This is a genomic window from Parabacteroides sp. AF21-43 (genome assembly GCF_003635435.1).
In the GTDB taxonomy this organism is placed as follows: domain Bacteria; phylum Bacteroidota; class Bacteroidia; order Bacteroidales; family Tannerellaceae; genus Parabacteroides; species Parabacteroides distasonis.
The window spans coordinates 1-12,587 of sequence record NZ_QTMG01000018.1; the positions used below are offsets into that span (position 1 = coordinate 1).

Here is a 12,587-nt window from a genome sequence, read left to right on the forward strand (position 1 = left end):
ATCTGTGAAGTAAATTTAGGCATAGTCACGGTATAACTTCCCTTCTCGAAGAATATATACTTCAAGTGGCATAGGATATATACTTCATAGCCCAAGTAAGTATATCTTCTATCGCAGGTATGTCACTGATTTGCTACTGACCCGAAATAAGGCCGCACTCCTTCCGGCAGGAAGAAACGGATATCCTTGCCGGTTTGGTAAGCGTTACGGATAAATGTGGAGGAGATTTCCATCAAGGGAGCGTCTACCTTTTTCACGTTCGGATAAATGGTTGGGATCGAGATATCGAATCCTAGGCGGGGATAAATCAGCAGTTTGTAGTTTTGGAGTATTTTTTCATATTCTTTCCATCGGGGAAAAAGCAGCCAGTTATCGGCTCCCATGATAAAATAAAAGTCCCTATCCAGATAGTTGCTGGATAAGGCTCGCAAGGTATCAATGGAATAAGAAGGTTTCGGCAGGTGGAACTCAATATCGCAGACCTTGAATTTCGGGTATCCGTCAATGGCGGCTTGGGCCATTTCCAACCGTAGTGAGTCATCTAGCAAGTCATCCTTTTTCTTCAGCGGATTATGAGGCGTGACCACGAACCACACCTCATCCAGTCCCTCGAACTCACATAGCCAGTTCGCTAAGGCGAGATGGCCTATGTGAATGGGATTGAACGATCCACTGTAGATGCCGGTCTTGAGTCTCATCCGATTTATACTTACCCCTTCTTTTGCCAACCCTTATAGTTGATAAAACAAATGAATATATTAAATATCAGGGCACCCCCGATGATATACTCCTTATAATACAGGCTAATACCACCTAATACGAGGCTCGCTATCCCACAAACGATAGAAAGCCCCATCATAAAACGGGTATTCTTGAATATATTAGGCATAGACTATTTGTTTAAGAACTCACGAATGATCTTCAACGCGTCTTTTTGGGCAGTCTCCAGATCATCGTTTACGACAACCTTATCAAACTGTCCCGTGAACCCTAATTCATACTCAGCCTTGGCGATACGGCTTTCGATAACTTCCGGGCTGTCTGTTCCCCGTCCTTCCAATCGCTTCCGTAGGTCATCGATGCAAGGAGGTTGGATAAAGACAGACAGGGCACGGTCTCCATAGAATTTCTTGATATTGCATCCGCCTACCACATCCACATCGAAAATCACGTTGTCCCCTTCATTCAAGATACGCTCTACCTCGCTTTTTAACGTACCGTAATATTTATCGGTATACACCTCCTCATATTCCAAGAAGTCTCCATTAGTGATACGACTGCGGAACTCTTCCGGCGTAAGGAAATAATATTCCACACCATTCTTCTCGGTTCCCCGCGGAGCCCGGCTGGTAGCCGAGATGGAGAAACGAAGGTGTAAATCTTGTTTCAAAAGATAATTAATAATGGTTGATTTTCCGGAACCCGAGGGTGCGGAGAAGATAATTAATTTGCCAGCCATTCTCGTTAATCTTATTATAATACGTTTAGTACCTGTTCCTTGATTTGTTCCAACTCGTCTTTCATCTGGACCACGATCTTCTGCATCTCGGCGTGGTTGCTCTTTGATCCGAGCGTATTGATCTCACGCCCCATTTCCTGAGCGATAAAACCGAGCTTCTTGCCTTGGCCGTGACCGGATTCCATGGTTGAGATAAAATATTTCAAGTGGTTGTCCAGACGGTTCTTTTCCTCGTTGACATCCAGCTTCTCTATGTAATAGATCATCTCCTGCTCGAAACGATTCTTGTCGTAGTCCTTCTCGGCTATCTTTTGCAGGTTATCCATGATACGAGCCTTGATCTTCTCGATACGTTCCCCCTCGTATTTCTCCACTTCTTTCAGCAGAGCGGCGATATTGGCTATCTTTTGCTCGAAAAGCTTTTGAAGCATGGCTCCTTCTTGGATACGGAAATCACACAGGTGCTTGATAGCGTCCTTTACCGTTTTTAAAACCACCTCCCATTCGGATTCGTCCGGTTCTACGGTCTCGGACTTGATTGCGTCCGGCATTCGGAGCAAGGTCTGGAACCAATCGTTCGGAACGCTGATATTCAGTTTCTCTGCGATCTCCTTGATTTGGTTGTAATAATTCTCTACGGCGGCAAGATTGATCTGTGTAGGAGTATCTTTGCCTATATATTCTATAAAGATATTGAACTCAACTTTTCCCCGCTCCAAAGATTGAAGTAACAGGCTCCGAAGCTCCATTTCCTTATCCTTGTATATGGAAGGGATACGGGTGGACAAATCCAATTGCTTACTGTTTAAAGCCTTTATCTCTACGGTTACTTTTTTTGAAGGGAGCTCGGCAGTAACCTTACCGAACCCAGTCATTGATTGTATCATTTTTCTCAAAAGTTTGCGCAAAGATAGTGGTTTCCTTTTAGATTTGATGTTTATTTTCTCATAAATAGATGTTTCTCATAGGGCTGCCTTGATAGTATAATGAATTTTTGTATACCTTCGTAGCCTAATCAGATTGAAGGTTTGAGATTGTTTGTTCGTTCAATTATCAATTGTTAATAGTTAATTATTATGTCATTGATCTTAAATATCGAGACATCCACTTCCGTATGTTCAGTAGCCCTGTCGGAAGGGGAGGAGGTGGTCTTTGAGAAGGCTTCCTTCGAGGGGCCGTCTCATGCGGCGTTATTGGGCGTTTATATGGAAGAGGCATTAGAAGCCGCGAAGTCGAAAGGGATAAAACTGGATGCCGTGGCGGTAAGTAGCGGACCCGGATCTTATACGGGGTTACGCATCGGGGTGTCTGTGGCTAAAGGATTATGCTTTGGGTATGGTATTCCTTTGATCGGTATTCATACGCTGGATATTTTAGCGTCTGCCGCTATCCGGAAAAATAAGGAGGAGGCCGATTGCTTGTATTGCGCTATGTTGGATGCCCGTCGTATGGAAGTCTACTCTTCGATTTATGATTCCCATCTCAACACGATACGTGCCACGACTGCTGATATCGTAGATGCTGATTCGTATGCTTCTTTTTTAGAGAACGGTAAGGTTTGTTTCTTTGGAGACGGTGCCGCTAAATGTGAGACGGCAATCACTTCTCCGAACGCCTGTTTTATAGATGGTATCTATCCATTAGCTGTAAATATGGCATCCTTGTCGCAGAAAGCATATGATGATGGCCGTTTTGAGAATGTGGCTTATTTTGAGCCTTTCTATTTGAAAGAATTCCAAGCAACGATCGCTAAGAACAAAGTGCTGAACGAGGCGTTAGGGAAAAACAAATAAGAGTAAGGGTACACAACCAAATTCATGTTCCGGCTGTTTATTCTAAAATGAATAAATCAGTTAAAGACATGAGAAAGAAAAGTGTGAATACGCTATTGGTATTTGGTGTGGTTGTCGCTATAATCCTTTTGATGATCTGGTTGTTCCTCGGGACAACGTTGGTGGAGGATACGAGTACGGAGATTACTCCGGTTCCTATAGAGCAAACTAACTGAGAACAATAACATAAAAAGGCGGGATCCTTTCGGACCTCGCCTTTTTTAATATAGATAGTTGTTTTATTAACCAAGGAATCCTAGCAAGATACCGGCAGCTACAGCGGAACCGATTACACCTGCTACGTTCGGACCCATAGCGTGCATCAACAAGTAGTTGGTCGGGTCATATTCCAAACCTACAACTTGTGAGATACGAGCTGAGTCAGGAACGGCGGATACACCGGCGTTACCGATAAGCGGATTGATCTTATTGCCATCTTTCAATATTAAATTGAATAACTTAACGAACAATACACCGGCGCAAGTAGCGATCACGAATGATAACGCACCTAGACCGAAGATCTTGATAGAGTTCAATGTCAAGAACTGTGTAGCTTGGGTAGAAGCACCTACCGTGATACCCAATAAGATCGTGATTGTATCGATCAGCGGACCACGAGCAGTCTCTGCCAAACGACGAGTCACGCCACTTTCTTTCAATAAGTTTCCGAAGAATAGCATACCTAACAATGGTAAACCGGACGGAACCAAGAAGCAAGTAAGCAACAAACCAACGATCGGGAAGATAATTTTTTCCGTGGAAGAAACGGCTCTCGGCGGTTTCATACGGATCAAACGCTCTTTCTTAGTCGTAAGCAATCTCATGAACGGCGGTTGGATAATAGGAACCAACGCCATGTATGAGTAAGCGGATACCGCGATCGCACCCATTAAGTTTGGCGCTAACTTAGAAGAAAGGAAGATAGCCGTCGGACCGTCAGCACCACCGATAATACCGATAGCACCTGCTTGGTTCGGCTCAAATCCCATTTGAAGAGCAATCGTATAAGCACCAAAGATACCGAACTGAGCCGCTGCACCGATCAACATCAACTTAGGATTGGAGATCAATGCGGAGAAGTCGGTCATGGCCCCGATACCGAGGAAGATCAATGGCGGATACCATCCAGAGGTCACACCCTGATAGAGGATGTTCAGTACAGACCCTTGCTCATAAATACCTACCTGAAGACCTGCGTCCTTGAAAGGGATATTACCGATCAAGATACCAAATCCGATAGGGATCAAAAGCATCGGTTCAAACTCATATTTAATCGCCAGGAATATAAACAACAGACCTACCAGAATCATGATGAGATGTCCCGGAGTAGCGTTGTATACACCTGTATAGGTAAGGAACAGTTGTAAGTTCTCACCTAAGAATGTTAAAAAGCTCTCTTGCATAGTCTTATCCGATTACTACGAGATCAGCACCTTCTAGCACAGAGTCTCCCTTGTGTACTTTAATTTCTATAATCTTACCGTCACGGTCTGCGTTGATGTTGTTCTCCATCTTCATAGCCTCAAGGATAATCAATGTTTGACCTCTCTTCACGGTATCACCTACGTTGCACTTAACCTGCAAGATAACACCTGGCAGCGGAGTCTTAACAGCACCTTGTGTAGTAGAGGCTGCCGGACGAGTAACTACAGGGTCGCCACTTGCTGTTGTCGGTGCTTGAGCCGGACGTTTCAATGTAACCATTTGTTTCTTCGCCGGTTTCTCTAATTTTACTTGATAAGGTGTACCATTTACTTCAACATCTGCGATGTCATCCACTACAGAATTGATGTGTACTTTATATACGTTACCGTTAATGGTATATTTAAAACTTTTCATTCTTTGTTCGTTTTTAGATAATTACTTATGTGGGGTTTGACGCAAACCGTAGAGTTTTGAACTCCAAGGAGAATAAGTCCTTTGTACCTTGTGGATCGTAAGAACCGTGTGCTCGATGTCATGATTGTCATCACTCATCTCGTACAAAGCGGTAGCGATAGCGGCAAAGATCTCACCAGACTCTTGTCCGGCGTCAACCGATACACTTGTTGTTCCCGCAGCTTTTTGAGCGTTACGTTTGCTCGCGGATATAGACAATCTACCGATCTGCTTAAAGATGATGTATAACAAAAATAATCCCAAGAACACTACAGCCATAGCGGTAATGGTCATACCGATACCTAAAGAGTCATTCTGTTTGAAATTATCGATTTTCTCATTAGAATCCAATGTTAGGTTATTCGTACTGGGAGTAACTTTCTTCAGCTGTGCCCATTCATCTTTACCATCGATCACTCTACCGTAACTGATATCAGCCATTTGTCCGGCAGGGATCGTAACTTCGTCGATCAATGTTTTACCATCTGCATCATACAGAGCTATATAATTCTCCTTAGAGGGATCTAATACGAAGTTAACGTGGAATGTACCTCTGCCCGGCTGTCCGTCAGCCCAAAATAGTGTGTGCTGGCGGGGTTGGATCTGAGTCAATACGTCTCCCTTCGGGATCGGATATTTCATCGGATTGTTTTTGTCGTCTGTCAAATAACATCCCGCGATATTTACCGTTCCGGCCGAAGTGTTGAACAACTCAATCCAGCCATGACGTTTGCCATAGTCGTCAACGAAGTTATCCTCGTTGATAACCAATACTTCATTAATACGCATGGAGGTTGCGCGCTGTGCCTTTGCCCCGAATGAAATGAGCAAAGCGAACAGTAGCAATACCCCTATTTTCTTATTTATCATATTCATCTCCTGTTTTACGGATTATAGAGGCAGGTTATCATGTTTCTTAGCAGGATTGCTTAGCTTCTTAGTCTGCAATTGCTGCAAAGCACGAATTATACGGAAACGAGTGTTACGCGGTTCGATAACATCGTCGATATAACCGTATTGAGCTGCGTTATAAGGATTAGCGAATGCTTTCTTATATTCAGCTTCTTTCTCTGCTGCGCATGCTTTCGGATCTTCAGCGGCTGCTACTTCCTTGGCGAAGATAACCTCTACGGCACCGCTCGGGCCCATAACGGCGATCTCGGCTGTCGGCCATGCGTAATTCATATCACCACGTAAATGTTTAGAACTCATCACGCAATAAGCTCCACCGTAAGACTTACGCAATGTAACGGTAATCTTAGGAACGGTAGCCTCACCATAAGCGTAAAGCAATTTAGCGCCGTGAAGGATTACACCGTTGTATTCCTGACCTGTACCCGGAAGGAATCCCGGAACGTCAACCAATGTTACCAAAGGAATATTGAAAGCGTCGCAGAAACGAACGAAGCGACCTGCTTTACGAGATGCGTTGCTATCCAAGCATCCTGCCATAACCTTCGGCTGGTTAGCTACGATACCGACGGATTGTCCGTTGAAACGAGCGAAACCTACGATGATATTCTTAGCGTAGTCCGCATGGACCTCTAGGAACTCGTTGTTATCGACGATTGTACCGATAACCTCATACATATCGTAAGATTGGTTGGCGTTATCGGGAATGATATCGTTCAATACATCATCCAGACGATCGATCGGGTCTTTGCACTCAACTAACGGCGTTTCCTCTAAGTTGTTCTGAGGTAAGAAACTGAGCAATTTACGAATCAATTGCAAACCATCTTCTTCTGTATCGACAGCGAAATGGGCTACACCCGATTTGGTAGTGTGTACGCTGGCTCCACCCAACTGCTCTTGGGTTACATCCTCACCTGTTACGGTTTTTACTACTTTCGGACCTGTCAAGAACATGTAGCTGGTACCACGTGTCATGATGTTGAAGTCTGTCAAAGCCGGAGAATAAACGGCTCCACCGGCGCAAGGGCCGAAGATACCGGAAATCTGAGGAACAACACCGGAAGCCAAGATGTTACGTTGGAAAATCTCAGCGTATCCTGCCAAGGCATTTACTCCTTCTTGGATACGAGCTCCACCGGAGTCGTTCAAACCGATAACGGGAGCGCCCATCTTCATGGCTTGATCCATTACTTTACAGATCTTCATAGCCAAAGCCTCAGACAAGGCTCCACCGAATACGGTGAAATCTTGAGCGAAGATATATACCAAACGTCCGTCGATCGTACCATAACCTGTTACGATACCATCGCCTAAATATTTAGTTTTCTCGATACCGAAGTTTGTACAACGGTGTTGAACAAACATGTCGAATTCCTCGAAACTACCTTCGTCAAGCAACATGGCGATACGCTCACGAGCGGTATATTTGCCTTTTTTGTGCTGTGATTCGATTCTTTTCTCTCCTCCACCTAAGCGAGCTTGCTCACGAAGTGCGATGAGCTCTTTTACTTTTTCAAGCTGGTTACTCATTGTATTTTGATTTGTTGTTAGAAATGAACGGATTAATTATTTGTTGCCCGGCATGCAAAGCTCTGTCAATACGCTGCAAGTTGATTTCGGGTGAAGGAAAGCGATGTTCAAGCCTTCCGCGCCACCACGGGGAGCTTTATCGATTAATTTAACGCCTTTTTCCTCAGCCTCGTTCAAAGCTGCCTGTACATCAGGTACCGCGAATGCGATATGGTGGATACCTTCACCTTTTTTCTCGATAAATTTTGCGATCGTGCTATCTTCGCTGGTCGGCTCTAGTAATTCAATCTTAGTCTGTCCTACCTTGAAAAATGCGGTTTTTACTTTTTGGTCTGCTACTACTTCGATATTGTAGCATTTTAATCCAAGAACGCCTTCATAATAGGGTAAACAAGCCTCGATACTCTTCACTGCGATACCTAAATGTTCGATATGTGTAAGTTCCATGTCAATAATAATTTAAAGATTTAGTAAATGTTTGTTTCTATTGTGTGCAAATGTACACTACTTTTTATGAATGAGGAAATAATTTTTTGTTTTTATCTCCCAGTAAATGTGTTTAAAGATACATTTTATTAAAAATCGACAATCAGACGAACGTTCAATTGACGTCCGGTCAGATAGTTTGGAACTGCGTATTGGACATTATATACATCTGTTATCCAATAGTAGGAACTAACGTTTTTGATGTCTAATATGTTAAATACATCCAGACCTAGCCAAATGTTTTTCAAATGGCGGAAGAAGCCCCTGTCCATGATAGCGTCCGTGCCTCCTGCCAATTGATAGGAGAGGCCGATATCTACACGTTTGTAGGCGGGCGTACGGAAATAGCCGGCTTCGTATCCTTTGCCCGGGATTGTCTGGGGAAGTCCTCCGGATAGAACTCCTTTCAGATTTAGCTTGACTCGTTTATAGCCCGGGAAATAATCTTGGAAGAAGAGTGAGATGTTGTAGCCTTGGCTATTGGCCATAGGAACGGTCGTTGTTTCCCGGATGGTTTGCTGGGCTTTCATCAAGGAGAAGCTGATCCATGAGTCGGTACCCGGTACGAATTCTCCGAAGAATTTGACATCGAGTCCCATGGCGTAACCTTTGGCGCAGTTCTCACCGTAATAGCGGATCTTGACGTTATCTACGGTGTAGGGATTCAGATTGTCCAGCTTTTTATAGTACATCTCGGCGGTCACCTTGAAATTCCGGTCTACGGCACGGAACGTATAATCTCCTCCCAATATGAAATGGATGGAGCGTTGTGACTTTAGATCTTTGTTCAATACCGTGATATTATTGCCGTTCTTATCTTTGTCTACTCTACGTAATTCCTTGTAGAAGGGCGATTGATAATACAGTCCGGTGGCGAAACGGAGCGTCAAGTCTTGGTCGAAGTTCGGGATAAAGCCCAATGAGGCACGGGGACTGAAAAGGAACTCCTTATTATAAGTCCAATAACTACCTCTAACTCCTGCGACTAACGTGAACAGACCTTGCTTGGTCCTGAATTTGAATGCGTCTTGCGCATAAGCGGAAAAGCGTGTGCTTTCTATCTGATTATCAGAAAAGAGGTTCGAATATACACTTACGTTATTACCGGTTTGGGGCAAAGAATAACCTGAGGAATCCCTTTTTTCCCATTCACTGATCTTATCATTGATTTTCTCCATTTGTACCGTGGCTCCCCATTTCAACGTATTGTTTAAAAGGCGGGCCATCCCATAGTGCCCGACATTCATGACGGTGGAGTTCAAACGGTTTCGTGCGTGCTCGTGATAACGGCCTACGGACATGGCGGCTGACGCGTCGTCATTCGGATTTTCCGCTCCGTTCTCGCTCAGCCAATATTCTCCGGCGATATCGTATCCCTCTTCTTCCTTGCTTTTGAAAGCGGAGGCTTGAAGTCCCAACTCTGTGTTCTCATTGGGGTTGTGTTTCAATGTAAGCGCACCGAATAAGGTTTGGAAACGGTCTCTTTCCCTTCCGTCGAAATAGACTTTGAAGTTCTTGGGATGCTCGGCTGTACCGAAAGAGGTTTCCCGGCTATAAGGGGTGAATTTATAATTATTGTTAGCGAGGTTTCCCAAGAAATTGATTTCCCATTTAGGGGCCAATTGGTACGTGATGTAAGTTTGCAGATCGATAAATTTAGGGTCGTATTCTGCGTCTGTATCCATGGTACCCAAAATAGACCGACCGCTTTTAAAGCGGAAACCCGTTACTTGGGTAAATTTACCGATAGAACTGCCTACATAAGCATTCGCACCCAACAAGCTCGCGGAAGCCGAGCCTTCGAATATCTTAGGCTTTTTATAGGTAATATCCAGCACGGAACTCATCTTGTCTCCGTAACGGGCCTCGAAGCCACCGGCGGCGAAATTGACCGCCTCTGTCAGGTCCGGATTGATAAAGCTAAGGCCCTCTTGTTGTCCCGAGCGAATCAGAAGCGGACGGAATACCTCGATCCCATTCACATAAACGATATTTTCATCATAACTACCTCCACGTACGGAATACTGGGAACTTAACTCGTTATTGGACGATACTCCGGCAAACGTAACGACCAAGCTCTCTATACTACCTCCGGAGGGATCGGGCAATAACTTGATTTTGTCCGCATTTAGGGACTCCATGGTCGTGGTCTGCTTGCGGATGGCAGTAACAGATACTTCCCCTAAATCAAATGAGGTATTGTTCATCTGTACGTTCAGGCGCATATCGGCTTGTGCCGAGGGAATGATACGTTCAGCCTTATTATATCCCAGACAAGAGTAAATAATGGAGATAGAATCCCCCGGCGATATGGAAAAGGAATAATATCCCTTCTCGTTGGTCATGGAGCCGATCAACGTGTTCTTAACCCGGACATTCACTAATTCCAGAGGGTTACCGTCGGCGTCACGGACATAACCAGTGATTTTTATGCGGCCTTCGCCAAAGGCACTCACGGAAATAAGTATAAATAGCAGCGCGGCTATCGCACGAATCTTCATAATCTATTGTTCAATTATAAAAATACTAACGAGAAAAAAGAACGATACGTATATATGGGTGCAAAAAATTATATTTATATTTGCGAATCTTAATATTAAAAGAGTACAAAGAACGAAAAAAATGGAGAGTTTTGCAACACTTATACAAAATAGAAGAAGTACACGTAAGTTTACCGAACAACTACTTTCACCCGAGCAGGTAGAACTGATCTTGAAAGCGGCGTTGATGGCTCCGGCCTCAAAACGTAGTAATCCTTGGCAGTTCGTGGTCGTGGAAGATAAGGAAATGTTGAAGAAACTTGCCGGGTGTAAGAAAAATGGTTCTGCTTTTCTGGAGGGTTGTGCCTTGGCCGTGGTTGTCTTGGCGAATGTGATGGAAAGCGATGTTTGGATCGAGGACGCTTCGGTCGCTTCTATTTATATGCAATTGCAGGCGGAGGATTTGGGATTGGGCAGTTGCTGGTGTCAGATCCGGAACCGGGTAACAGAGGACGAGGCGGATTCGAATAATTATGTTCGTTCGTTGCTGGATATCCCTTATCAATTGGATGTCTTGTCTATCATTGGTATCGGTTATAAGGATCAGGTTCGTAAGCCTTTTGATGAATCCCATTTACAATGGGAGAAGATACATATAGGAAAGTTCTCTCTTCCGGAAGAAAATAAAGAGGCGGAAGAATGAGAGTCGTATTTGTTGGTGCTGGAAACTTAGCTACCCGGCTTTCGTTGGAAATGCGTAAGTCCGGAATGAGTATCGGGCAAGTGTATAGTCACACAAGTGAGCATGCTAAGATTTTAGCCGATGAATTGGGATGTGGGTGGACTGTTGTCCCGGAAGATATTGTGGAAGATGCCGACTTGTATGTTTTCTCTTTGAAAGATGCCGTGCTCCAAGATGTTATCGCCCGTGTAAAACCGAATAACGGTTTGTGGGTGCATACGGCAGGGAGTATGCCAATCTCTGTATTTGAAGGTCTTACGGCTAGATATGGGGTGGTTTATCCGTTACAAACGTTTAGTAAGAGTAGGGAGGTGGATTTCAAGAAAATACCGTTCTTTTTAGAGGCGAACTCGTCTGAAGATGAGAAGGTGCTGGGAGAGGTGGCTAGGGCGCTCTCCAGTGATGTCCGTTTCCTCTCCTCCGAGAAGCGAAAGAACTTACATTTAGCGGCGGTTTTCGCTTGTAATTTTACGAATCATATGTATGCGCTAGCTGAAAAGATCTTGGAAGAACAGCAAATACCGGGAGAGGTCTTGCTACCTTTGATAGACGAGACAGCCGCTAAGGTACATGTAATGTCGCCGGCGCGAGCCCAAACGGGACCAGCTATACGATATGACGAGAATGTGATAAACAAACATATGGCTATGCTTAAAGATCCGGATATGCGAAATCTATATGAGCTGATTAGCCGAAGTATACATAAGGAGGCTCGACATGAGTAGTATAAACTATGATTTGAGAAAAATAAAGGCTTTTGTCTTTGATGTAGACGGGGTGCTATCCTGCGATGTGATTCCGCTTCACCCGAATGGCGATCCGATGCGTACTGTCAATATCAAGGATGGCTATGCCTTGCAATTGGCCGTGAAGAAAGGTTATGAGGTCGCTATAATTACGGGCGGATATACGGAAGCCGTACAGATTCGCTTTTCTCGTTTAGGAATACAACATATTTATATGCGTAGCGCTGTAAAGGTGCATGACTTTAAGGATTTCATGGAAAAAACGGGCTTGTCTCCTGAGCAAATCATGTATGCGGGTGATGATATTCCTGATTATGAGGTAATGACGCGAGTCGGATTGCCGGTGGCACCTGCGGATGCGGCTCCGGAGATCAAGGAGATAGCGAAATATATATCCTCCCGGCGAGGTGGCGAAGGCGTAGCTAGGGACGTGATCGAGCAAACGATGCGGGCTCAAGGACACTGGTTCGGCGAGGAGGCTTTTGGGTGGTAAAATTTTGGTGAATGTGTAACGCTTAA

The 12,587-nt window shown here is 44.5% G+C and carries 15 protein-coding genes; 5 read left to right on the top strand and 10 right to left on the bottom strand.

Annotated elements, in window-relative coordinates; all coding sequences use genetic code 11:
• Positions 1-122: 122 nt before the first annotated feature.
• The 4 genes from nadD to DWX84_RS13055 are packed head-to-tail and all read right to left on the bottom strand — an operon-like array spanning position 123 to position 2,346.
• Positions 123-698 (bottom strand): nicotinate (nicotinamide) nucleotide adenylyltransferase, encoded by a 576-nt coding sequence (nadD, locus tag DWX84_RS13040; protein WP_048928005.1) that lies wholly within the window; start codon positions 696-698, stop codon positions 123-125.
• A gap of 11 nt (positions 699-709) precedes the next feature.
• Positions 710-889 (bottom strand): hypothetical protein, encoded by a 180-nt coding sequence (locus DWX84_RS13045; protein WP_022192875.1) that lies wholly within the window; start codon positions 887-889, stop codon positions 710-712.
• Positions 890-892: 3 nt separating this feature from the next.
• Positions 893-1,459 carry a guanylate kinase gene (gene gmk / locus DWX84_RS13050; RefSeq protein ID WP_048928006.1) on the bottom strand — a complete coding sequence of 189 codons (567 nt, stop codon included), beginning with the start codon at positions 1,457-1,459 and terminating at the stop codon, positions 893-895.
• Positions 1,460-1,473: 14 nt separating this feature from the next.
• A complete protein-coding gene (locus tag DWX84_RS13055) occupies positions 1,474-2,346 on the bottom strand; it encodes a YicC/YloC family endoribonuclease (RefSeq protein ID WP_121961299.1) in 873 nt (290 codons plus the stop codon).
• 189 nt (positions 2,347-2,535) lie between these two features.
• Between DWX84_RS13055 and tsaB the strand changes: the two genes are divergently transcribed.
• Positions 2,536-3,252 carry a tRNA (adenosine(37)-N6)-threonylcarbamoyltransferase complex dimerization subunit type 1 TsaB gene (gene tsaB, locus DWX84_RS13060; RefSeq protein ID WP_005865782.1) on the top strand — a complete coding sequence of 239 codons (717 nt, stop codon included), beginning with the start codon at positions 2,536-2,538 and terminating at the stop codon, positions 3,250-3,252.
• Between the two features lie 68 nt (positions 3,253-3,320).
• Positions 3,321-3,467, top strand: a complete 147-nt coding sequence (locus DWX84_RS21645; protein ID WP_005865784.1) for a hypothetical protein — start codon at positions 3,321-3,323, stop codon at positions 3,465-3,467.
• A gap of 66 nt (positions 3,468-3,533) precedes the next feature.
• Here the strand turns inward: DWX84_RS21645 and DWX84_RS13070 are convergent, their stop codons facing one another.
• The 6 genes from DWX84_RS13070 to DWX84_RS13095 all read right to left on the bottom strand — a co-directional run bounded on the left by DWX84_RS13070 (position 3,534) and on the right by DWX84_RS13095 (position 10,601).
• Positions 3,534-4,694, bottom strand: a complete 1,161-nt coding sequence (locus DWX84_RS13070; RefSeq protein WP_005861516.1) for a sodium ion-translocating decarboxylase subunit beta — start codon at positions 4,692-4,694, stop codon at positions 3,534-3,536.
• A gap of 4 nt (positions 4,695-4,698) precedes the next feature.
• Positions 4,699-5,130: a biotin/lipoyl-containing protein gene (locus DWX84_RS13075; protein ID WP_005865787.1), complete on the bottom strand. Its 432-nt coding sequence runs from the start codon at positions 5,128-5,130 to the stop codon at positions 4,699-4,701.
• A gap of 21 nt (positions 5,131-5,151) precedes the next feature.
• Complete coding sequence (locus DWX84_RS13080; protein ID WP_005865789.1) at positions 5,152-6,039, bottom strand: OadG family transporter subunit; 888 nt, start codon at positions 6,037-6,039, stop codon at positions 5,152-5,154.
• 21 nt (positions 6,040-6,060) lie between these two features.
• The gene (locus DWX84_RS13085; protein WP_005861522.1) at positions 6,061-7,614 is read right to left on the bottom strand and encodes an acyl-CoA carboxylase subunit beta; all 1,554 of its coding nucleotides are present in this window, start codon (positions 7,612-7,614) and stop codon (positions 6,061-6,063) included.
• 36 nt (positions 7,615-7,650) lie between these two features.
• Positions 7,651-8,061: a methylmalonyl-CoA epimerase gene (mce, locus tag DWX84_RS13090; RefSeq protein WP_005861524.1), complete on the bottom strand. Its 411-nt coding sequence runs from the start codon at positions 8,059-8,061 to the stop codon at positions 7,651-7,653.
• 128 nt (positions 8,062-8,189) lie between these two features.
• Positions 8,190-10,601 (bottom strand): TonB-dependent receptor, encoded by a 2,412-nt coding sequence (locus DWX84_RS13095; RefSeq protein WP_121961298.1) that lies wholly within the window; start codon positions 10,599-10,601, stop codon positions 8,190-8,192.
• A gap of 121 nt (positions 10,602-10,722) precedes the next feature.
• Here DWX84_RS13095 and DWX84_RS13100 point away from each other — a divergent pair, with 121 nt between their 5' ends.
• Genes DWX84_RS13100 through DWX84_RS13110 form a run of 3 tightly spaced genes read left to right on the top strand, consistent with a single transcriptional unit; the run spans position 10,723 to position 12,561 of the window.
• A complete protein-coding gene (locus tag DWX84_RS13100) occupies positions 10,723-11,283 on the top strand; it encodes a nitroreductase family protein (RefSeq protein ID WP_005861528.1) in 561 nt (186 codons plus the stop codon).
• Positions 11,280-12,047, top strand: coding sequence for a Rossmann-like and DUF2520 domain-containing protein (locus DWX84_RS13105; protein ID WP_022192879.1), 768 nt, complete (start codon positions 11,280-11,282; stop codon positions 12,045-12,047). Before DWX84_RS13100 ends, DWX84_RS13105 begins: the two co-directional genes overlap by 4 nt.
• Positions 12,040-12,561, top strand: a complete 522-nt coding sequence (locus DWX84_RS13110) for an HAD family hydrolase (protein ID WP_005865795.1) — start codon at positions 12,040-12,042, stop codon at positions 12,559-12,561. The genes DWX84_RS13105 and DWX84_RS13110 overlap by 8 nt, the downstream gene beginning before the upstream one ends.
• The last annotated feature ends 26 nt before the right edge of the window (positions 12,562-12,587 follow it).

Bases quoted from the DNA above. Each gene is read 5' to 3' on its own strand.
- DWX84_RS13055 (WP_121961299.1), bottom strand. From the start codon at position 2,346: ATGATACAATCAATGACTGGGTTCGGTAAGGTTACTGCCGAGCTCCCT.
- DWX84_RS13095 (WP_121961298.1), bottom strand. From the start codon at position 10,601: ATGAAGATTCGTGCGATAGCCGCGCTGCTATTTATACTTATTTCCGTG.
- DWX84_RS13100 (WP_005861528.1), top strand. From the start codon at position 10,723: ATGGAGAGTTTTGCAACACTTATACAAAATAGAAGAAGTACACGTAAG.
- nadD (WP_048928005.1), bottom strand. From the start codon at position 698: ATGAGACTCAAGACCGGCATCTACAGTGGATCGTTCAATCCCATTCAC.
- DWX84_RS13080 (WP_005865789.1), bottom strand. From the start codon at position 6,039: ATGATAAATAAGAAAATAGGGGTATTGCTACTGTTCGCTTTGCTCATT.
- DWX84_RS13070 (WP_005861516.1), bottom strand. From the start codon at position 4,694: ATGCAAGAGAGCTTTTTAACATTCTTAGGTGAGAACTTACAACTGTTC.
- DWX84_RS13105 (WP_022192879.1), top strand. From the start codon at position 11,280: ATGAGAGTCGTATTTGTTGGTGCTGGAAACTTAGCTACCCGGCTTTCG.
- DWX84_RS13075 (WP_005865787.1), bottom strand. From the start codon at position 5,130: ATGAAAAGTTTTAAATATACCATTAACGGTAACGTATATAAAGTACAC.
- mce (WP_005861524.1), bottom strand. From the start codon at position 8,061: ATGGAACTTACACATATCGAACATTTAGGTATCGCAGTGAAGAGTATC.
- tsaB (WP_005865782.1), top strand. From the start codon at position 2,536: ATGTCATTGATCTTAAATATCGAGACATCCACTTCCGTATGTTCAGTA.
- DWX84_RS13110 (WP_005865795.1), top strand. From the start codon at position 12,040: ATGAGTAGTATAAACTATGATTTGAGAAAAATAAAGGCTTTTGTCTTT.
- gmk (WP_048928006.1), bottom strand. From the start codon at position 1,459: ATGGCTGGCAAATTAATTATCTTCTCCGCACCCTCGGGTTCCGGAAAA.
- DWX84_RS13045 (WP_022192875.1), bottom strand. From the start codon at position 889: ATGCCTAATATATTCAAGAATACCCGTTTTATGATGGGGCTTTCTATC.
- DWX84_RS13085 (WP_005861522.1), bottom strand. From the start codon at position 7,614: ATGAGTAACCAGCTTGAAAAAGTAAAAGAGCTCATCGCACTTCGTGAG.
- DWX84_RS21645 (WP_005865784.1), top strand. From the start codon at position 3,321: ATGAGAAAGAAAAGTGTGAATACGCTATTGGTATTTGGTGTGGTTGTC.